An 18,141-nucleotide genomic window follows, 5' to 3' on the forward strand; every position below is an offset into this window, starting at 1 on the left:
AATACGCCAAAACTATTATCTGTTAGGCATCTGTACAAGACCGTAGCAGAGCAAACAGGAATAAAAGTAATCCGATAACAAAAAAACCAGAAAGCAACTCCGTTAACGACATGCCAGATTCTTCCTTCTTTTGTCCGGGTTGTTCTAGTACAAAACGATCAGGCGTTACCTCCAGACGGAACGGCTCACCAGATTGTAGCTTTCTATCTAAGCGGTTACGCAGCTCTTGGGGTAGTTTACCGTAGTCGAAGTCCATCAGAAAGGCAGTTTTAGCGTTTTCTGAAACGGGTGACGAGGGTTTTTGCTCTTCTTAAGCGTTATCACCTCCGACCCGAATACGCCCTGAAGGTACGCAAAATCGCGTTCTTCCGCATCGAGGTTGCGGTGCTCGGCCTGCCCCCCACGGGCCACAAAGGTATCCACCTGATTAAAGTAGAAACGCATATCCAGATACGCCATTCGGTGCTTGTACGCGTTCAGGGCCGATATCCAGTAATCGCAGTTGCACGTGATGTTCGTGTCCCACCAGAGGCCAGAGCCGGCCAGCAAGCCAAACGCGCAGCCATTTACCCAACCCGTCAGCTGCACCGGCTTCATGGGGTTATAGGCAGTAGGGTTCGGCGTATCAGCAAAGCCAAACAGATAGATACCCATTTGGCGGGTAACGTCGGCCGAGTGCTGAATCAGGTCATAAACCTCTTTGGGTTGCATCATGATCGGCTCACCCCGGTCGGTGTAAATCCGCCTAACGGCACTAATATCATCGTCGATCATGAACACACTCCCGAAGTGTTTATAAATCCAGTTACGCTTTTGCTGGAGCCCGATCACCGAATCCGGGTGCGTCACCACCTCCACCAGCGGATTGCTTCGACGGTACATTTCGCCCTGGTTTTCGGGCACGCAGATAATCGCATTATCTACTACCTGCGTGGTGCGCAGGCTCGACCACCGCTTATGGCTCGGTATTACGATCTTGACGTTTTCCATCGCTCAATGAATTTAGTGCCGTCAATAACCCGCGTCATACCCATCGTCTCACTCTTGTACGATTTCTCCCGGTCGCAACCCAGCAGCTCCGCAATATGATTAGCGTCGATCTCATTACGGGCCACAATCACAAAGGCGTCGTATTTCTCCGAAAACTTAGCCACAATAGGCATTTCGGGCGTTTCGGTCTTCTCCGTGGCTTTCTGATGCAGCTCTTCCATTTCGGCCAGGCTAATGCCAAAATCAGCCAGGTCCACATCACTAAAGTGCTCGCGCAGGATCTCGTCCACCCAATCGCCCTTAATGGCGTTACTGGCAATGTTGTACTCCTTAAACTCCGCATCGGTCAGCAGGCGGTTTGGCACCCGCACGTCCACCAGCTCATCGCCTTTGCCCAGCTGCACCATGGCCTTACACCGTTGGTGGCCGGCCAGTAGCGTACCGTCAAAATTGATCACTGGTATCTCAACCAGGCCAAACCGTTCGAGCGATTCGCGCAGCTTTTTGCTCTGCTGCGCGGTCATCTTACGAGGGTTGTACTCGTAAGGCAATAGGTCAACAACTTTGCGCTGCTGCGTACTCCAGACTAACTTCTCCATTCGGGTTTTCCGCTCGCGCGGTGCTAACTACTCAGTTGAACGTCTATTTCCCGAATCTTCAGTTCGCATTGCGCCAGCTCCGTTTCCCATTCGGCACGCTTCGAGGGCCGGGCCTTGGGGTTCTCCAGTTTACCCTTCAGTTTCGACCGCTTATCTATCAACCGCCGTTTCTCGTAAGCCAGCTGGTACCGGCCTTCGTCGTTACCCGGCAATGCCGACAGGCTGCTGGTTTGGGCAATCGGGTCGGGGGGCAACCGGTGGTTTCGCTCCAGATAGCGTTTCTTATCCCACAAGGCTTCGATCTGTGCCGTCAGGTCCAGAATACTACGCGTCAGCTCCGGGCACGGTACCGACTCCGGAACCAGGTGTAGCTGGTTGCTCTGGTCGGCACGCCGGCGGCTGAGCGTATCCAGCTCGCGCGACAGATCGGCCTGCAACCGGGCATACTCATCGCCCTCGAGCACGGGGCCCGTGGCCCGCTCCTGCAGCGGCTCCGGCACTGCCTGGGTGCGCACAGCCGTCGGCTTAAAATCCACTTGCCCCTTCAGATCAGCTAACCGACGCTGAGCCTGTACCAGATCGGCCGACGTCGCCCGCTTGGTGGCCACCAATTTTTCGAGCATTCGAACAGTTGACTGTTGCTGGAGTATTTGCGCCTGAAGATTCATAGGCACAAAAAAACCGGCACGTAGCCGGTCACGGTAGGACGTTCGTATCGTCTTCGGGCTCTTCCCCATTCCCTTCATCGGGTTTAGCCTCGATCATCTGCCGGAACGAGCTGACTATATCCCGGTACGCCCAGGCCTGATGGTCTTCGAGCGGGTCCTGATACCATTCGTCGAGGGGCATATTTTGGGGTAGGCTCAAATAATGCTCCAGCACAAACGAGAGGTGTGCCGCATCAATCCTGGCAGCGTGAAGGTGAGCGCGTAGGTCGGTGAATCGCGCGGGCGCAGGGAAAGGCATATATGGAGCCGGTTGGTCACTGCTAACTATCATCCTTCCAGACGACCGTGTCGTACTTACAACGACGTGCCAACCGGCATGTCTTATGGCACGCCGGTTGGTCGTCTGGACTCGATACTGATAGTTAGCATCACAAACATACAAAAAAGCCGACAGCATTGTCTGCTGTCGGCTTTGGCTACCCCGGACTATCTACGCTTCCGTGTCGGTGCCGGTCGCGTCCGGGTCAGGCTCCGAGCCATCATAGGGCTCTTCCTGCACCGGTTTCCGGCGGCTGGCCAACCGCTGCTGAAAGCTCGCCGTAATCGACTCGCGGGCGGCTTCCCGTTCGGCCTCCTGAGCCGCACTGATTTCCTCGGCCGACATACCCGCGTACTTCGAGTTAGCAGCGGCCCGCTCCTGCGCGTTCTGCAACGTCCGCACAATCAGGCCGATGTTCCCGAGCGGGTCTTTTTCCAGCTGCGAGCCCACAAACTCGTTATTCGTCATCTCGTTCAACGCCCGTACCGAACCTTTGGCTGCGTTCTCCAGCGACTTGAGGGCCGTTACAATTTTCTTCGTTTCCAGCTTATACATGCTTACTGAGGTTTGGGTGCCTTCTCCGGCACCAGTTCGATAAATCCTTTTCCTAATACCGTCTCGTAGAGTTGAGCCAGTACCGCCTGGGGAGTTGTCGCATCCAACACAATGCGCGTGGTGGCCGATTCCAGGCGTACCCGGCCCACGTACTCCTTCTTGACCCGATAGGCCGTTTTACGTCTTGTCGTCGACATAGCTTAAAAAAAAGGCCCCTCTCAGTCGAGAGAGGCCGTTGAGCTGAAACCAGTACGCACTACGCCGGCATCGGGATCACCACCGCAGCCTCGAGCACGGGCGGATGAAACGCATACCCCTTGCCCATAAACTTCAAATCCATCTGAAGCTTATCGTCGGCCTTCGTACCCGAATCCGTTTCGTCTTCAAACGTCAGCGGCTCATAGCTGGTACCATACACCACCCGCGTACCGTCTTTGTAGGTAGCAATGGCCACCCCGCCTTCGTTGATGGTCTTATCCAGGGCGGCAATCTGATCGGCCTCGTAACCGGCAAATTTGGCCACGCCCGATACGTCTACGTTCTGGTAACCCAGTTCACCCTTCCGGGTCGACTTCACCTGGCACGTATTGAGGTCAAACGTCAGCGGTGCGCCCACAACTCCATTCTTGAGCGGAGGAACTTCAGACAACTTACCAGCTGCTATATCATCGGCCTTCGGCCAGTCGTCGGTAAAATCGCTGGCCGAAAACAGTACCAGCTTCATAATACCGCCCAAATTGGACTTTTGGCGCTCCTTGCGCTTTATGGGCGTAAAGCTCACCGTAGCAGCCAGCGTGACCCCTTCGGGCCCAAACATAAAATCGTGCATCGACGGCGGCACCAGCGCCCCCACCTCGGCCGGAGCCAGCACACTCGCCAGCAGTACCAGGCCAAACAACACCGAACTGATTACACGGAAACGATTCATGGAAAAACAGTAAAAAAGTGAATGATGAGATTAAACGAACATTCCTGATAACCACCCGACAAACCGAACTGCGCCAGGCCCGCAGGCCCGGCGCAATACGCTACTTATCGTTCATAAACAGCACGCGGCCGTCGCAGTAGTTGATACCCATTTCACCGTCGAGGAACAGCTTGATCGTCCGCTCCGACTGCTCAACCTTGATACTCGGAATGTCCTCCGTCGTATCCTCGGGGCCCAACACGGCCAGGTTACCCTCTACCGTCAGTAGCTGCTTGTCAGTGCCCTTCAGCCACGAGCGGGGCTCAATCGTAACATTCGGCAGCATGGCCAGCCGCAGTACGCCATTCTCCCGGTACACGATCTGCGCGTTGTTCGACAGCTGCGCGTCCAGTGCCTGCGTGATGTAGACAATGTGCATCGGGTCGAGTGCCAAAATGCCGTTCTCTTCGAGGGGCTCATCCATCGTCTCGAAAAACGCCATACCCAGTTTTTGCAGCTCTGAGAGCACGTTGCTGGCGTTGATCGTAGCCGCAGCAGCCACCACGTTACCAGCCGGAATATCGCCCACCGCACCGGCTACCGAGCCCGCCGGCGCAATGCCCTGCTCAAACAGGATCTCCAGACCGTCCACAATGTCCACGTGGCTGTCGCCCTGGGCATCGTGCACGCCTTTGTAGATCGCCCCGTGCACGTCTTTGGCGCACTGCCGGAACACCTGCTCCATGTACCAGTTCATGGCCTCGAACGAGTAGATATCGCTCGAATCGGTCGGCCGACGCTTAGCCAGGTACGTTTTACTCCAGGCGTAGAGCTGCTTCTCGTCCAGCTTCAGGTTAGCCTGAAACGGCAACAGGCCAGCCTCGCGGTTAGCCAGTGCCACACCGCCCTTGTAATTAGGTGCACCACCCTTGCGGCCAGGCTGCAACATGGGATCGGTCGACGAGCGAATGAGGGGCACCTTATCGCGCACCTGAAACCCCGTAAACAGCCGGTCTTTCTTCACGTTGAAGCCGTTCGACTGTTTGAGAAAAAAAATCTTTGAATAATCGGCGACATTCTCTTTGAGCTTATCGGCCAGCTTACTCATGTCGAGTGATGACGTTGCCACTTCGATATACAGTTTTGAGTTGAAAAAAAACGCGTGAATGATGGGTCTGACGGGCCGACGGGCTACTCCTGCTCAGCGGCCGGAATATCCAGATCGGCCATCAGGCCGGGGTACTTAGCGGCCAGCCGCTGCTTATCGGCCAGAGCCGACGCATCCTTATCGGTGAGTGAGCTTGCCTGAGTTGTCGCACCGGTCTTGTTGGTGGTATCACCGCTGACGGCGGCACCCTTCAGAGCGGCCTGTTGCGCATCCCAGGCAGCGGCCTTTGGGCTCAGGGTTGTTATCTGCGCCTTTACCGTGGCCAGTTCAGCCTTTACCGTGGTCAGCTCCGTCTCGGCCTTGGTAGCCCGGTCGGTCATGGCCGTCAGCTGAGCCGCTACATCGGCCGGAGCCGCTTCGGGTTCGGTCGTCGAGGCCGACGGGGTCACTGCCGTAGCAGGAGCCGTAACCAGTACGGCCTCTACCGCCGTAGCCGGCGCGGTGGGCGTAGCTGGTTGAACCGTTACCGCAGCAGGGGTAGGTACCTCCAGAGCCTGAATCTGCTGATGAATAATAGCCGCTTCCTGCTCGGCCGAATTGAAGACTTCCTGAGACGCATTCTCAGATAAATACTTGAACGCAGAGGGGAACATCCTAGCCAGGAAGCTACCCGAAACCGTGGTTTTTGCCATTTGATTTATGAAAGTTGAATTACTCGCTTGTAAGCCGCATTGAGATCGCCCTGGCTATCGGCCAGTCCTAACCGAATTGCATCTTTAGGCCCATACACCTTGCCGGTATAGATTTCGTCGGAGGCCAACTTGGCACCCCGGCCCGCGCGCAGGCCCGATTTGAACGCCTTAGCCGACGCATCTAGATCGCGCTGAATTTCCCCGATCGTATCCTCGTCGAGCGGTTCGATACTGTTCAGCTTCGCTTTGTGAATAGCGCCCGTCGACCGGAAAATCTGGGGTTCCATCCCCTGCTGCTCCAGCGCCTTAGCCACATTCATGTGAATGTAGATCGTGCCAATAGAGCCGATCTTAGCCAGGGGGCTAGTCCCCATCATGATTTCGGTTGAGGGAGCCGCCGACCACAGGGCCGCACTAGCGCAGAGCGTCACGTGCGCCACCACCGGCTTTTTGCTGGCCAGGTAGGCCACGGCCGCAGCCAGCTCGTCGGTCGAGTCCACGGTACCACCACCCGAATTGTAGCGCAGAATCACGCCGGTCTTGCTGTCATCGTCGGCCGCTTTGTAGATCAGCGCCATCAGAAAGGTGTTGCTGAAATAGTTGTCGTAGGTGTACCCGCGCGACATGGTGCCCTGAATCGGAATGACCGGCACATGGCCGTTCATCGACAGATAATCAATCCAGGCTTTTTCGTAGGAGTAGTCGGCCGCTTCAATCAGATGCTGCGGCAGCCCGTTCATAAAGCCCAGCGTATTGAGCTTAAACAGATCGGCCTTCAGCGCGGCCTTGATTACATTTTCGTGGAGTGGCGAAACTGCCCACGCGCAGGAATACAGATTGCCGGTCATTCCGATTCAGGTGATAAGACCCTACAAACATGCTCGACTCGCTCAGGCTATAACAGGACAAAACCCCGCCAACAAAAAACCCGGCCCTCAACGCGGAGCCGGGTTTCATCCCACCGTAACTTAACTTGTATCGTACCGGCTCTGGGCCAGCCTAATTTCTCCACCAGCTGCGGCCGAACAACCGGCAGGCCGCATACATACACCAATTGCGGAGCCACTTTCGAGGCTCTACTGCCTTCAGACGTTCATAAAGCTCCCGATCTGCCAGGTAGCGTGCTCGCGTTTCGCCCAGCTCGGCCTCAAACAACCGGTTGTCGTACCAATAGTCATGCAGCACGCAGGCCCGACAATGCCGCCCGATTGGCGGGAAAAAGCCCCAGAGAATCATGGGCACACTGGCAAAGTCGGTCTTGTAACCAACTGGTACAACCACCTGCCCAACCAGGGTACTGAAGGTCAGTGGCTGTACCAGTCGCCAGCGGTCGGCTTTGGGGTCATCTTCTAAATATTCCACTACAATAGCCTGCATGTTACCACCAGTTACAATTCATGTTACCAGTAGTTACAATTGCCCCCGCGCGTCCATAGTCGCGATCTCACTCGCCAGCAGTGTGTACAGTATCTGCGCGAAGGAGGTGTTATCGTCAATCACCATCCGCTGCCGCAGCTGACCAATCGTGATGCTCTGAAAAAAGTCCACCTGGCTAATGGCCCCCTCGGTATCCGCAGGTACTATCTGACCCGTAGCCGGCATGATGTAAGCCCCCCGCGTTTCGCGTTGCACCACGCGGTCGGCATATCGAGTCATGAGTACCTGGCGCTGTTCAGCTGTCAGTGTCGGGTCAGCGGCAATCTGCTCCAGCATCGGCACGCCCTGCGCATCCACGTACAGAATGCTGACCTGCTGGCACATTTCGAGATCGTCAAAAACGACAAATGACTTTAGCCGGGCAGCCCGTTGAAAGCCCGTAAACGGTTCGGGCGAAATAGCAATCTGAATAGGGTTTTCCATAATTATCAACTCATTAGAAGGATAGACTTCATTGTGCCCCCATCGTTCGCCCATAGCCGCAATTCGTTGTTGCTGCTGTTTTTATAAATCACCGACCTGCCAGCAGGTATATCGGCGGTGGTGGGGTTTCCGGCTTTTGTGCGCCAGCCAGAGAGAACCCCACCGGGTGCCCACCATTCACCATTACCCTTGATACGGCCAACTTCATTACTGGTACTCGCACTGGTTCCAGCATAAAACACGAAATCATCCGACGTACTGGGTACTTGCTGCCGATAGGTGTTACCATTCACCCCGGACCCATAGTACTGATGATCATTACCACCAACCTCATACATCACTACCTTGCGGTTTCTCAGGGAGCCGTTAAACCGCACTTCGTCACTAACCTCCAGCCTGGGTACATACAAATCATAGCATACCCACGGTCCCCAAGCATTGTTCCCCCAGCGTTGCCGACGGTACGCATAATTCGTATTGTTATCTACGTACGTCTGAATTCGGTTTCCGAAGTGCGAAACCTGATTGATCAACGTGCCGAAGGTGAATATGCCCGGAAACGTACCAGCAGGCCCATTGCCAGCCGGATTCCAGGATGAGCCACCTACCCCAAACACACCCAGATTCAACATCGCATTAAAGTCGAGCGTCTCAGGTATAAGCATTGCCGTAGCTTCTTCGTAAATCACCCCGCCAATGGTCACTTTGCCATGAGTCTGAAGTACTGCCCCAGAGCCATCGTCGTAAGAGCGCCCAAAAATGGTTTTGCCGGTCCTATAGGCGGCATCCGTGTTGGCCCCGGCCACGCCCCCGCCTACTTTGAACCAGGTACTGAGGTTAGTATTAATACTGGTAGTCACCCAGTCCACCACACTTTTGAGCACCGTGATTACCGTCGCAATCCGAATGCCCCGGTAACCCTTGTTCCCCAGATTATTGTCGATATCGTTTTTGATCGACGAGCCGTCTGATGCCATTGCTTAAGAATAAAAATCGTAGGAAAAACCGTAAGAGAACTCTGCATCGAGCAGCCACCGCCCGGGCTGCTCGGCCAAATGATAGGCAGGCCACCGGGTGTCGGTGGTCCAGCTGCACATATACCCGTTGGGAGCGGCCTTGAACTCGGCGCTGAAACGCAGCGGCTGGCTGGGCGTTCCCACAAGTTTGTACAAACCGTTGCCATCCTGATACACCGCTACCCATTTGCGGCCGGTCATCCGGGCTACAAATAGGGTTGTCTGAGCATGATCACGCGGTATCTCCAGTACCAGCGCCTGCGCGTAGGCAATACCGTGCACGCTATTGGTCGCTTTTTGGGAGTAGCCGCTTCGATCACGCAAAAAGCGCAGGTTGATCACCTGAGCATCTTCGGAAAGCTGGAGCCCGTTTTCGGGCAGGGTCCAGCCCGTTAGGTCGGTCGGCAGCGTACGGGGGTCGGTCAACCCCAGCAAATGCCGAGCCTCGATCAGCCAGAGCTGACGGAGACCCGGCACATTTGCCTGACCGCCCTGGTTCGGTAGTGCAGGAACAGCAGTGGTTCGGTCAAAGGGATTCATTTGGCAAAACTGCGCCTTTACCGGGCCGAACGGTAGGACGTAAAAACGGGGGGTCTAAAAACCAAAAACCGCCTTCCTGAGCCAGAAAGGCGGTTTTTGGCCGTGAACAACTCGCCAAACGAGTGAACAACCCCGAATATTGGTGAATAGGTAGCCCAAACTGACGAGTAACTACCCCTACTTTATTTCACGTTTACGCCACTTGCCGCGGATAAATCATCTGCTCCGTTTTGTACATCATGTACCGCTGGTGGTCGCGCCACTTCTTCCGGAGCGTGTCGCTCGCAATCATGTCTTCAGTGATCCCGTACCGCTCCATGAACAGCTGCACGGCCTCGTAGTCGGTAATGCCCAGAGCCAGGCTCGTCTCGCAGCACTCCAGAAACGCCTGCGTAAACAAATAGCCAAAAAACTGGGCCACGGCCTGCACCTTCGAGGGGTGAATAAAGTTGTTGCGCAGTGAGTCGGGCAACAGGAGCGTGATGTACTGCTCCGGGTGCAGGTCTTGCGCAGATCGGGGTAATACGTGCCGGAAACCTACCTTCTCCGACGCCAGTACGCACAAAATACCGAGCATCGTTTTACGGTTGATATCAACCGTGTTGGTATTGTTCCCGTAGCGAGCCATAATGAACTGCCGAACGTGAGCCTCAGGCACAGGAATGCGCGATTTTAACATTGTGGGAATGATGGGGGGTAGATGTTGGGCAAAGGTTCCAAACGTGGCCAACTGCTAATAGGACTTAAGCGAAATATAAGTAGAACAGTCCATATGTTTTACACGACATAGAGCAAATGTAACCGGCTGGGTATTCCTGTTCTGCTAAGGCCTATTGCGGGCTTCTAACGCGACTATCGTTCAACTCTGTATTTTTTTTGTAATTCTGTAGCAGCTGTATCGCCAGTGGTCAATTTCCTTTTTATCAGCACTTTAGCCCAATACAAGTAGTTTGAATCACTTGAAACAGCCTCAAAAACAGGCTGTTTTTTTTGTAACAGCGACCTACTATCTGAATCTGAGGGGGTTAACTGTTACAAACTTTTGTATCAATTGTAATTTTGTTACAACTCCAAAATAGATTTTGTATCAAGATAATAACTTGACCCACAGGCTAATTAGCCCGATTTTACCCCCACTTGTTACAGAATTACAAAATTTACGCAGTTATTATAAAAAGGGTCGAAGGGAAAGGGCAGCCAGAGCAGGCGGGCACAAAAAAAGCCCCGCAAGCGGGGCCAAAAGAATAGGATTTGTAGCGTTTTATATGTTCTCCAGTATCAAGCCATCCAGCTCAAAGGCAGCCAGCGTGAACATGAAGCTAGCCACCTCCACTACGTCCTCATCCATGTTTATCGCAGCTGCATTCTTAAGGTTATCAATCAGCTGACATGCAACATCCACATGGCTGGTTTTGTGCTCCGAGGCCCTCTGCGCGAGTTCCTTTTTGTAGGAGCTGAGGTTTTCTTCAAACTGCGCAGGCCCGTATGCGTCCAATAGAATGGTCCGCATCATTTTCATCAGTAGGATATCCTTCCGAAGCTCGTCGTCGATAGTTTGCATAGTAAAGGAAGTTAAGCCCCGTGAACTGGGTTAGCCGAGGGGCGAGGGGAGTCAATCTGTGTCGTTAAAATTTGCGTGTGTTGGGCCTCCCATTGTTCGCATTCATAGCGCAGGCGGCCAATGAGTTTTCTCTGCTGTCGGCTCTCTAAATCCCGTTGGGCGTAAAACGGGTCTTGCTGTTGAAATGAGCGTTGATCCCAGTGGAAGCACATACGAAGATGAACACGATAAGCTCGGTCTTCTAAATCACCTTTACCCTGGCGTCTGAAACTGTAGTAAAGGCGGGTTATACGTGCACAATGTTTTGATCTGGTCATTCGTAGCGTAGCAGTTGTTTGTCCTGAATCAGTTTCAGAATCTCCTTTGTCGGCCGCCACAGCTCTTCCTCCGTGCGGAAGTCCATCAGCATGACGTATTCACGTTTGCCGTGCCAGGCATCGACCACGATAAAGATTCGGCGCTTATCGGCCGATATCCACTTACTGTACTGGCGCAGAACCAGCTCCGGAGGAACCGTGCTGATCAGGGGCGTTTTGGCTTGTATGGGGGTGTTTGGTTGGTTCATCGGGGAATAATCGTAATTGGTTGTAATGACGGCCGTGGGGGCCGTATCGTCGGCGGTCGGCATTATCGGGCCGGTCATGGTCGAGGTGGCACCACTGGCACAAGGATGCCAGGTTGGAAAATCGGTTGTTGCGTTCATCATGATCGAGGTGTGCACAGGCCAGCCACACAATCCAGCCATCGCCTTTAGGGTGCGGCTGGCCATGCTCAGCCTCGCAATGAACACAGCGGTCATTATCCCGCTTTCGAACCAGGCGCTTTATCAGTGACCATTTAGGATGGTAGCGTTTGCGCTTGAAAGGCATAGCCTATAACTCTCTCACCTCAACCAGCTCTCTCTCCAGATACCACTCATCTATCGCCGTCAGCTCAATACCCTTTGTACCATCGAGCTTCATACAGTAGCCTTCTTTTTTGGTAAACACGTAATCCCGAACCCACTCCAGGGTGCTGTTCGGTGATTCGATCACCAGCTCCGGCCCGATGTAGTGGCAAAAGGCTTTTGCATAGTCTCCATTATGAGTAGCCAGCACACTCTCCCAATCGTCGCGGTACTCCACCACTTCCTTAAGCTCGTTAGCGGCCAGCTCATCGTCAATAATCAACGTGGCATACCACCATTCGTAGCAGAGTTCAAACGTGCGCTTAGCCATTCCTCAGCCCTCCTTTCTTAGCATTCGAAATCATACAGTAGTCTATTTATTAGTTGAACATTCCTTTTTCATTACACCAAACCAGTCGACAATCGTCGGCCGAATCATCACCACAATCACCGCTATGGCCATCCCGATCACCAGGGTTATCGAGGCCAGAGGTAAGTACAGCACCCACTTCATTTTCGCATCCGGATTACGGCCAGTGACCCAGCCCGGCCCAACCCCGGCTTGATATGCACAACCCCATCGATCAGCACGATCAGCGCCGACGTCGTGCGCACCCGTAGCCGATCAGCCAGGTACAGCTCCTTTTCCCGCTTCAGCCGCTCGTAGAATTCCTCGATTGTCTGGATTCTCGTTTCCGACCGGCCTTCTACCCAGGCCCGCGCGACCTTCAGCAGATGCCCTTCCATCGGGTTTTTTACGGCCACGTGCGTGCGTTCCATCTCAAACAGGCAGGCATCGGCCAGGCGCGTACCAACGAGCACATACGGATCGGGGTACTCCACCAGGTTCCAGCCGTCACGTTCGAGCGAGTTCACCGTTATTTGGTACAGCACCGTAGTTTGATCGCTCAGCTGACCCACACACTCCCATACCGCTACCCCGTGGCCGTCGAGGCCTGCCGGCGGAGCGCTGCACCCGAGCAAAATCATTTCCTGCTCCGCATTGAGCGCGTAGCGAATCATCGGAATACCATGCACACGGCCCATTTCGTCCGCGTAGGCAAGCATCGAAATTCGGTTATACTCCAGAGGGCCATTGCCCTGATCTGCTGTGTTGGTTGTCATTGTGATAGAGGGGGGTTAAAACGGTAGAGGGGTCACAGGGACGGCACCCGGATCGTCATCCCAAAACCGGCGCTCAGGTTGCGTATCGGCATTGGTCTGGATATAGAGCATTTCCTTCGTCTCGCTTTTGCCGGTTTTGGTCCACTCGCCCCGGTTGTTCGAATAGGTAGCATGGCGCTCCATAATCCGCTTATCGGCATTCTGCAATTCCACCGGGTTGAGCGTGTAGCCCTTAAATCGGCACCAGGCTTGCAGCTTCTGTAAAAAGCCCTGAGGGCTCAGGCCCGGCTGCATAGGCTTGTAGGTTTCCTGCGCCATGTAGCGAGGCACGTAATGATCCAGCCGCTGCTCATCGAGCCGGAAATAGCTATCCGCCCAGGCATGGAACGTGGGGCCCATTTGTGCCTTGTAGGTGTTCAGCATCACGTTCTTCATGGGCGGCTCCACTTTGCCCCAGGTGAGCCAGGCCTGCACGCTGCGGCCCATCACATTCATGAAGCAATTCCATTCGGCCGAGTTGAAATCGGTAAACAGAGCCTTACCAAACTCGCTCAGCGGTAAGCGTTCTTCCCGATAATCGCCCGTCGGGTTTTTGTGGTAGTAGTCGCTGAAGGTCGTGAACCAGAGCCGGCGCATGGTCGACTTATCGGTATCACTGGGCGGAAAGTTGGACGTTATACACAGCTTGGGCGACTGCTCGAACGGAATCGAGTACGACGACATACCCTTCGGGTTGACCGTCGTAAACGACGTAATCATGCTGAAGAAGTACTGAAAATCCAGGTACTTATTCGCATCGTCGACGAGTATCATGTCGGTGTGTTCCGATACCCCTTCGAGCACGTGCGCGTTTTCGGTCAGGCGTGTATCCCGGCCACCCAGCAGCTTGGTCTGCATCATCCGGACGAGGCTCGTGTAGGCCATCGACTTACCCGTACCACCGTGGCTTTCGTCGGCCGTCGTGATTTCGTAGTCCATCGCCCAAATACAGTAGGCGTGGGCCGGGTCTTTATAGCGGTGCAGCAGGTAGCCGAAACTGATTAGCTTGTTAATCAGATGCTGCTTCTGCTCCCGGATCTCCTCCTCGGTCAGCAACGGCCCGTCGATGGCCCACCGGTACTTTTCGAGGTATTCTTCCTGCTCCTGACGGGGGCGCTCGTCGAGCCGCTCTTCCAGCTCCGGGCGCCAGTATACGCGACTGGCATTGATCAGGTAACGCAGAAACAGGCAATCGGTCGAGTGAATCTGAATATCCCAATCGCCCAGCTCCGTTTTGCTGATGGTAAACGGGGCATCGATCACCTTCACGTCGTGGGGCAGTACTTCGGCTTCCCACACAAAGCGGTCGCAGGTATCGCGCTCATACACCTTGATTCCCTCTTTGGTCACGCACCAGGTCTCGTTCTGGAAAAACAGGTACTGATGATCGCGCCCAAAGTCTTCGAAGCTCACCTCCACCGCCGACAGGTTGCTCATCGAGTCTTTGCTGAAGTTCTTCGACCGGTGAAACGCATTGAGCAGCTCAATGGGTGAATAGCGCCGTTTCAGAAACTCCTTTACAAACCGGTTAATGTGGCTGAACTCCATCGGCCGAACCACATTCCCATCGATGCGCACCAGAATCTCACCCCGCTTATCATTGGGCAGCTCCAGCAACCCGAAACCATTGCGGTGCAGGAAGTTGTAAATAAGCTCGTTGTTGGGCTTGTACTCATACAACACCCGGCCACCTTTTATTAGCAGATCGCCGTTGCGGTCTCGCTTCGGTTCTTCATCCCAAAACCGCAGTGGGTAGGCCATCCGCAGTAAATTGTCGAAATCCTTACCGGTGTAGTAGGTAAAGAAATCCCGAACGTCTTTGCAGGGGTTACCACGCAGGTCATACCGTTTGCGCAGCTCATCGGGCAAAAAGATCGTGTGCAGGTCCAGGTACTCGGTGGCCAGCTTATGGGCCTCCCGTCTGCCGGTTTCGTCAATGTCGGGGAGGTTGTACACCCGCTCGGCCATCCCCCTGATCCGGGCGTAGTGGTCGCTGGCCAGCTCGGCCGTTTCTGAGTTTTGCCAGATCACTGAGTAGCCCAGAGCCGCTACATTGAGCGCATCCGAGCCACCGGTACACAGAATGATCTCCGGCAACTTTACGTCGTGGCGCTTGGCTTTGGTGGTTACTACCTCGCCATCTTCGCCGGTGGCAGCGGTATCGGGTGTAGGGCCCTGCAAATCGTTTAGCCGCTCCTGAGCCTGCATCAGCCCAAACAGGTAGCGTTCGGGCTTACGGCCGGCCGAAAAGAACCGGCGGCTTTTATCTTTCTCCTTCGGCTTATAGTACTTCTGCCACGTACCCTCGTCGAACATGAACTGGGGGTACGTGTCCGTCGAGCCGAAGGTTAAGGCTTTACGGTTTTTGATGTAGGTGTAGCTGGCCAGGGCATACAAATGGTACTGCTTGCACAGCTCCTTCGCATTCCGCATCGCTACCTCGTCGCCCGCCTGCTCACCATCTTTTAGGTTACGCTTAGACAGAAACACCCAAATCTGCTTCGAGAAAATAGCCTTCAGATCGGTCACCGAAAACTCTTTAACCTCCGGGTAGTAGTGGCCTTCTTCCTCCTCAGGCGTGGCTGGGCGCTCCGAAAACGTGTAGGCGGGTTTGGTCGATTTGCCATCTTCGCCCGCAATCTCAAACCGCTCAGCAATGAGCTTCATGGCCTCGGCAAAGTCCAGCCGTTCCTCGCGCATCACGACGTCGATGGGCGACATGGCTTTCTCTCCAGAGCCAAAATCTTTTACCCACCATACCCCGTTATGCTCGGTCAGGGTACAGCTGGCCGTGGCTTCTTCGCGAATCTTGAACTTGAAACGCTTACTCTGGCTTGCCTTCTCGGCCTGAGGGTAGTAGTGGAGAATGATAAGCAAGCCCCCCTGGGTTTGCTCATATACGTGTTGTGGGGTAATCCGGGTCATGGCGGAAAGTTGACGGAAGTGGGTTTAGTAGAAAAGGACCGGCAGGCGGGCCCACCGGTCTGGCTTGCATCTAGCTACTAACCACTTCATTCTCAATCACCGGCCACCGGTTTATATCCTTCAGAAACTGCACCACATCGGCCTGAGCTGCGGCCTGATCGTGGCGGGCACGCACACTAAACGGCTCTTGGGTCGCACCCGTGTAGGCAAAGGATTGGTACAGCGGGTTGACCGTACCTACGGCCGTCACGTAGCCGAGCACCACCGTCGACAGCTTGGCAATACCATCTGCACGGGGTTCTTCGATGGGCATGACCAGTAGGCAGGTCACGTCATTGGCCTGTTGCCAGAAGGGCGCTTTGGTAGGCTGTTGGTTCATAAAAGTTCTATGGTAAAAAGTTCTCTAACGATTCGGCAACCCGGTGCTCAATAGCCTGGAGCACCGAGGGGGTTATGGGTTGAATCATGGTGCCTACCTGAAAGCTGGGGAGCGCATGACGCGCCATGAAGGCGTTCATATCGGTTACGGTTTCGAGGCAATTGCGTAGGTTCTGCTCCGACTGGAGGTGGTAGGTATTGGCGTTGTGAATCGCCAATACCTGGTTCATGGACAAAATCATACAGCGACAAAAAGCGAAACGTAGTGGGTGGTCTGGTCCTGCTTTACTTCGCTCACGAAGGGCTTCAGGGGCATTTTCTGGTATAGCGTGGGTACGTCCGGCTCATTCAGGCGGCTACGCACCTGCTCCGCCGTCACACCGACGAGCGTTTCCAGGTACGAGGTAAAGCCGCGCTGACGGCTGATAGTAAGGGTCATGTTGCCACATCCCTGGGGGGCGTTGTTAGGCGTCGACATGGTTTTGCTTGGATTTATTGGTTTGAACATTCCTGTAGTAAGGCACTCAAGGCAATAGAAAGGGGCTTCCGGGAGCCAGTAGGTAGCTGATCAGGATCAGCAGGAGAATCAGTAGCTCTTTCATTGTGATCAGATTTATAGGATTTGAAAATTCACTATTTGGGGCGGGTCAATCCTTGCCGTCTAAGTCGATTAGCAGTCTGTTTATGTTGGGCTTTAAAGTGCTCAGCGGCCTTTTCAACAGCCATTGTAAATTCTGGATCAGCAACTCGACCAACCCAGGCGTTACGCCACCTCGTAGCGTAGGTCAGCCGATTCAACTCTGGATTAGTCTCGCAGACAAAAACAATGACGTCCTGTTGTCCAACACTTTGAGGTAGTGACTCTCGTGCTACCCTCATACGGTCTCGCCATTCACTCGAAGCCGTGACCGTCTGTACTCGATTATTTGCCATCAGGAAAAGAGATTGTTCGTTTGTGCATTAGCTGGTTGTGTGTAAAGCAGGTAGGCTTATATTAGCACTACCAAAGACGGTAATGCAACTTTTGGTAGTGCTAAATAACACAACCCAAAATAGTAATGCAAATTTTAGTTGCATTATATTTTCATCGTGAACTCAACTGCCCAAATGATCAGAGAATTACGCAGACGGAATGGTCTGACACAAAAGGAATTAGCCCAAAAACTTGGTCTAACCTATCAGTCAATCCAGAAGTGGGAACGGGGTGACGGCCTGCCTACGTCAAAGCAACTTCCAGTTGTGTCAAGCATTTTGGGTGTCAGTGTTGAAGAGCTTTTGAGCGGAAACCAAAATCCTGTTGCAGATGACGAGCCAGGGGTATATGTAAAGGGAAATATCCGCTCAGTCAAAACAAGTATCAAGGAACTCTATACGCAGGTACCATTCATTAGTGTACGAGCACAGGCAGGCATTTCTAAAATATCACATGAGTATTGCGATTTGCGCTGGATAGAAGAGACCTACCCCGTTTTTCTGCCTATAACCGTGCTTAATCATGAGAGCGTGGCTATTGAGATCGAGGGGGATAGTATGGAGCCATCGATTCGAGATCGCGCAATAGTACTGGCCAACAACATCCACGGAAATGACTGGCAGTATGAGTCTGGAGGGGTTTACGCAGTACTTTTTGGTCCAGGTAAATTCGTTGTCAAGAGAATCCGAACCAATGATATTCGTTCAGAAGGAATTCTTCGGCTGCACTCAGATAATGACATGCATGGCTCTATTACTGTACCAGCAAACGAGATACACTGTATGTGGAAGGTTATCAGCAAAATTTACGAGCCTGTTCGTTAATAACCCTTTGCAGGAGAAGATCTGCATAACACATTGAACCAGATTAATCGTGGCCAAAAAGTGGCAAACTAGTTCTACAAAATGGCAACATTACTACTCATCAAAAACGCCCAAAACACGCTGTTTTGGGCGTTTTATGACCTTCTAGTGGCTTCTTCGAGTCTCGCCTTCGGCAC

The 18,141-nt window shown here is 53.8% G+C and carries 25 protein-coding genes; 1 reads left to right on the top strand and 24 read right to left on the bottom strand.

Going from position 1 to position 18,141, the window contains the following annotated elements; translation table 11 throughout:
* Positions 1–22: 22 nt before the first annotated feature.
* The 24 genes from RUDLU_RS0100145 to RUDLU_RS0100275 form a co-directional block, all read right to left on the bottom strand.
* Positions 23–256, bottom strand: coding sequence for a hypothetical protein (locus RUDLU_RS0100145; RefSeq protein WP_019986301.1), 234 nt, complete (start codon positions 254–256; stop codon positions 23–25).
* Positions 256–990 (bottom strand): GREB1-related protein, encoded by a 735-nt coding sequence (locus RUDLU_RS0100150; RefSeq protein WP_019986302.1) that lies wholly within the window; start codon positions 988–990, stop codon positions 256–258. The genes RUDLU_RS0100145 and RUDLU_RS0100150 overlap by 1 nt, the downstream gene beginning before the upstream one ends.
* Positions 969–1,589, bottom strand: a complete 621-nt coding sequence (locus tag RUDLU_RS0100155) for a ParB N-terminal domain-containing protein (RefSeq protein ID WP_019986303.1) — start codon at positions 1,587–1,589, stop codon at positions 969–971. The genes RUDLU_RS0100150 and RUDLU_RS0100155 overlap by 22 nt, the downstream gene beginning before the upstream one ends.
* A gap of 23 nt (positions 1,590–1,612) precedes the next feature.
* Entirely contained in the window at positions 1,613–2,212 is a 600-nt protein-coding gene (locus RUDLU_RS0100160) for a hypothetical protein (protein ID WP_019986304.1), read from the bottom strand.
* Positions 2,213–2,285: 73 nt separating this feature from the next.
* Entirely contained in the window at positions 2,286–2,555 is a 270-nt protein-coding gene (locus RUDLU_RS0100165) for a hypothetical protein (RefSeq protein WP_019986305.1), read from the bottom strand.
* 192 nt (positions 2,556–2,747) lie between these two features.
* Positions 2,748–3,131 carry a hypothetical protein gene (locus tag RUDLU_RS0100170; RefSeq protein ID WP_019986306.1) on the bottom strand — a complete coding sequence of 128 codons (384 nt, stop codon included), beginning with the start codon at positions 3,129–3,131 and terminating at the stop codon, positions 2,748–2,750.
* Between the two features lie 2 nt (positions 3,132–3,133).
* Positions 3,134–3,328, bottom strand: a complete 195-nt coding sequence (locus RUDLU_RS29530) for a hypothetical protein (protein WP_157580057.1) — start codon at positions 3,326–3,328, stop codon at positions 3,134–3,136.
* A gap of 59 nt (positions 3,329–3,387) precedes the next feature.
* Entirely contained in the window at positions 3,388–4,059 is a 672-nt protein-coding gene (locus RUDLU_RS0100180; RefSeq protein WP_019986308.1) for a hypothetical protein, read from the bottom strand.
* A 100-nt stretch (positions 4,060–4,159) separates the two neighbouring features.
* Entirely contained in the window at positions 4,160–5,167 is a 1,008-nt protein-coding gene (locus RUDLU_RS0100185) for a DUF4121 family protein (RefSeq protein WP_245581602.1), read from the bottom strand.
* Between the two features lie 62 nt (positions 5,168–5,229).
* Positions 5,230–5,838 (bottom strand): hypothetical protein, encoded by a 609-nt coding sequence (locus RUDLU_RS26675; RefSeq protein ID WP_019986310.1) that lies wholly within the window; start codon positions 5,836–5,838, stop codon positions 5,230–5,232.
* A gap of 5 nt (positions 5,839–5,843) precedes the next feature.
* Positions 5,844–6,686: a S49 family peptidase gene (locus RUDLU_RS0100195; RefSeq protein WP_019986311.1), complete on the bottom strand. Its 843-nt coding sequence runs from the start codon at positions 6,684–6,686 to the stop codon at positions 5,844–5,846.
* A 151-nt stretch (positions 6,687–6,837) separates the two neighbouring features.
* Complete coding sequence (locus tag RUDLU_RS26680; RefSeq protein ID WP_019986312.1) at positions 6,838–7,215, bottom strand: DUF1353 domain-containing protein; 378 nt, start codon at positions 7,213–7,215, stop codon at positions 6,838–6,840.
* 33 nt (positions 7,216–7,248) lie between these two features.
* Positions 7,249–7,698: a hypothetical protein gene (locus RUDLU_RS0100205; RefSeq protein WP_019986313.1), complete on the bottom strand. Its 450-nt coding sequence runs from the start codon at positions 7,696–7,698 to the stop codon at positions 7,249–7,251.
* Positions 7,699–7,703: 5 nt separating this feature from the next.
* Complete coding sequence (locus RUDLU_RS0100210) at positions 7,704–8,675, bottom strand: pyocin knob domain-containing protein (protein ID WP_019986314.1); 972 nt, start codon at positions 8,673–8,675, stop codon at positions 7,704–7,706.
* Positions 8,676–8,678: 3 nt separating this feature from the next.
* On the bottom strand, positions 8,679–9,254 hold the full coding sequence (locus RUDLU_RS0100215) for a hypothetical protein (protein ID WP_019986315.1): 576 nt from the start codon (positions 9,252–9,254) through the stop codon (positions 8,679–8,681).
* Between the two features lie 193 nt (positions 9,255–9,447).
* Complete coding sequence (locus tag RUDLU_RS0100220; RefSeq protein ID WP_019986316.1) at positions 9,448–9,933, bottom strand: hypothetical protein; 486 nt, start codon at positions 9,931–9,933, stop codon at positions 9,448–9,450.
* A gap of 582 nt (positions 9,934–10,515) precedes the next feature.
* Positions 10,516–10,815, bottom strand: a complete 300-nt coding sequence (locus tag RUDLU_RS0100230) for a hypothetical protein (RefSeq protein ID WP_019986318.1) — start codon at positions 10,813–10,815, stop codon at positions 10,516–10,518.
* A 313-nt stretch (positions 10,816–11,128) separates the two neighbouring features.
* Complete coding sequence (locus RUDLU_RS29535; protein WP_211220191.1) at positions 11,129–11,518, bottom strand: hypothetical protein; 390 nt, start codon at positions 11,516–11,518, stop codon at positions 11,129–11,131.
* 169 nt (positions 11,519–11,687) lie between these two features.
* The gene (locus RUDLU_RS0100245) at positions 11,688–12,032 is read right to left on the bottom strand and encodes a hypothetical protein (protein ID WP_019986321.1); all 345 of its coding nucleotides are present in this window, start codon (positions 12,030–12,032) and stop codon (positions 11,688–11,690) included.
* 179 nt (positions 12,033–12,211) lie between these two features.
* Positions 12,212–12,826 (bottom strand): hypothetical protein, encoded by a 615-nt coding sequence (locus RUDLU_RS0100255; RefSeq protein ID WP_019986323.1) that lies wholly within the window; start codon positions 12,824–12,826, stop codon positions 12,212–12,214.
* Positions 12,827–12,841: 15 nt separating this feature from the next.
* Entirely contained in the window at positions 12,842–15,742 is a 2,901-nt protein-coding gene (locus tag RUDLU_RS0100260; RefSeq protein WP_245581603.1) for a primase-helicase family protein, read from the bottom strand.
* A gap of 118 nt (positions 15,743–15,860) precedes the next feature.
* Complete coding sequence (locus RUDLU_RS0100265) at positions 15,861–16,169, bottom strand: hypothetical protein (protein ID WP_019986325.1); 309 nt, start codon at positions 16,167–16,169, stop codon at positions 15,861–15,863.
* 7 nt (positions 16,170–16,176) lie between these two features.
* Positions 16,177–16,398 (bottom strand): hypothetical protein, encoded by a 222-nt coding sequence (locus RUDLU_RS0100270; RefSeq protein ID WP_157580058.1) that lies wholly within the window; start codon positions 16,396–16,398, stop codon positions 16,177–16,179.
* 8 nt (positions 16,399–16,406) lie between these two features.
* Positions 16,407–16,646 (bottom strand): hypothetical protein, encoded by a 240-nt coding sequence (locus RUDLU_RS0100275; protein ID WP_019986327.1) that lies wholly within the window; start codon positions 16,644–16,646, stop codon positions 16,407–16,409.
* A 629-nt stretch (positions 16,647–17,275) separates the two neighbouring features.
* On the opposite strand from RUDLU_RS0100275, the gene RUDLU_RS28545 reads away from it, so the two are divergent.
* Positions 17,276–17,965 carry an XRE family transcriptional regulator gene (locus tag RUDLU_RS28545; protein WP_211220192.1) on the top strand — a complete coding sequence of 230 codons (690 nt, stop codon included), beginning with the start codon at positions 17,276–17,278 and terminating at the stop codon, positions 17,963–17,965.
* Positions 17,966–18,141 lie beyond the last annotated feature (176 nt).

Source organism: Rudanella lutea DSM 19387, from assembly GCF_000383955.1.
Taxonomy (GTDB): domain Bacteria; phylum Bacteroidota; class Bacteroidia; order Cytophagales; family Spirosomataceae; genus Rudanella; species Rudanella lutea.

Coding starts and splice junctions, on each gene's coding strand:
- RUDLU_RS0100145 (WP_019986301.1), bottom strand. CDS start 256: ATGGACTTCGACTACGGTAAACTACCCCAAGAGCTGCGTAACCGCTTA.
- RUDLU_RS0100150 (WP_019986302.1), bottom strand. CDS start 990: ATGGAAAACGTCAAGATCGTAATACCGAGCCATAAGCGGTGGTCGAGC.
- RUDLU_RS0100155 (WP_019986303.1), bottom strand. CDS start 1,589: ATGGAGAAGTTAGTCTGGAGTACGCAGCAGCGCAAAGTTGTTGACCTA.
- RUDLU_RS0100160 (WP_019986304.1), bottom strand. CDS start 2,212: ATGCTCGAAAAATTGGTGGCCACCAAGCGGGCGACGTCGGCCGATCTG.
- RUDLU_RS0100165 (WP_019986305.1), bottom strand. CDS start 2,555: ATGCCTTTCCCTGCGCCCGCGCGATTCACCGACCTACGCGCTCACCTT.
- RUDLU_RS0100170 (WP_019986306.1), bottom strand. CDS start 3,131: ATGTATAAGCTGGAAACGAAGAAAATTGTAACGGCCCTCAAGTCGCTG.
- RUDLU_RS29530 (WP_157580057.1), bottom strand. CDS start 3,328: ATGTCGACGACAAGACGTAAAACGGCCTATCGGGTCAAGAAGGAGTAC.
- RUDLU_RS0100180 (WP_019986308.1), bottom strand. CDS start 4,059: ATGAATCGTTTCCGTGTAATCAGTTCGGTGTTGTTTGGCCTGGTACTG.
- RUDLU_RS26675 (WP_019986310.1), bottom strand. CDS start 5,838: ATGGCAAAAACCACGGTTTCGGGTAGCTTCCTGGCTAGGATGTTCCCC.
- RUDLU_RS0100195 (WP_019986311.1), bottom strand. CDS start 6,686: ATGACCGGCAATCTGTATTCCTGCGCGTGGGCAGTTTCGCCACTCCAC.
- RUDLU_RS26680 (WP_019986312.1), bottom strand. CDS start 7,215: ATGCAGGCTATTGTAGTGGAATATTTAGAAGATGACCCCAAAGCCGAC.
- RUDLU_RS0100205 (WP_019986313.1), bottom strand. CDS start 7,698: ATGGAAAACCCTATTCAGATTGCTATTTCGCCCGAACCGTTTACGGGC.
- RUDLU_RS0100210 (WP_019986314.1), bottom strand. CDS start 8,675: ATGGCATCAGACGGCTCGTCGATCAAAAACGATATCGACAATAATCTG.
- RUDLU_RS0100215 (WP_019986315.1), bottom strand. CDS start 9,254: ATGAATCCCTTTGACCGAACCACTGCTGTTCCTGCACTACCGAACCAG.
- RUDLU_RS0100220 (WP_019986316.1), bottom strand. CDS start 9,933: ATGTTAAAATCGCGCATTCCTGTGCCTGAGGCTCACGTTCGGCAGTTC.
- RUDLU_RS0100230 (WP_019986318.1), bottom strand. CDS start 10,815: ATGCAAACTATCGACGACGAGCTTCGGAAGGATATCCTACTGATGAAA.
- RUDLU_RS29535 (WP_211220191.1), bottom strand. CDS start 11,518: ATGAACGCAACAACCGATTTTCCAACCTGGCATCCTTGTGCCAGTGGT.
- RUDLU_RS0100245 (WP_019986321.1), bottom strand. CDS start 12,032: ATGGCTAAGCGCACGTTTGAACTCTGCTACGAATGGTGGTATGCCACG.
- RUDLU_RS0100255 (WP_019986323.1), bottom strand. CDS start 12,826: ATGACAACCAACACAGCAGATCAGGGCAATGGCCCTCTGGAGTATAAC.
- RUDLU_RS0100265 (WP_019986325.1), bottom strand. CDS start 16,169: ATGAACCAACAGCCTACCAAAGCGCCCTTCTGGCAACAGGCCAATGAC.
- RUDLU_RS0100270 (WP_157580058.1), bottom strand. CDS start 16,398: ATGAACCAGGTATTGGCGATTCACAACGCCAATACCTACCACCTCCAG.
- RUDLU_RS0100275 (WP_019986327.1), bottom strand. CDS start 16,646: ATGTCGACGCCTAACAACGCCCCCCAGGGATGTGGCAACATGACCCTT.
- RUDLU_RS28545 (WP_211220192.1), top strand. CDS start 17,276: ATGATCAGAGAATTACGCAGACGGAATGGTCTGACACAAAAGGAATTA.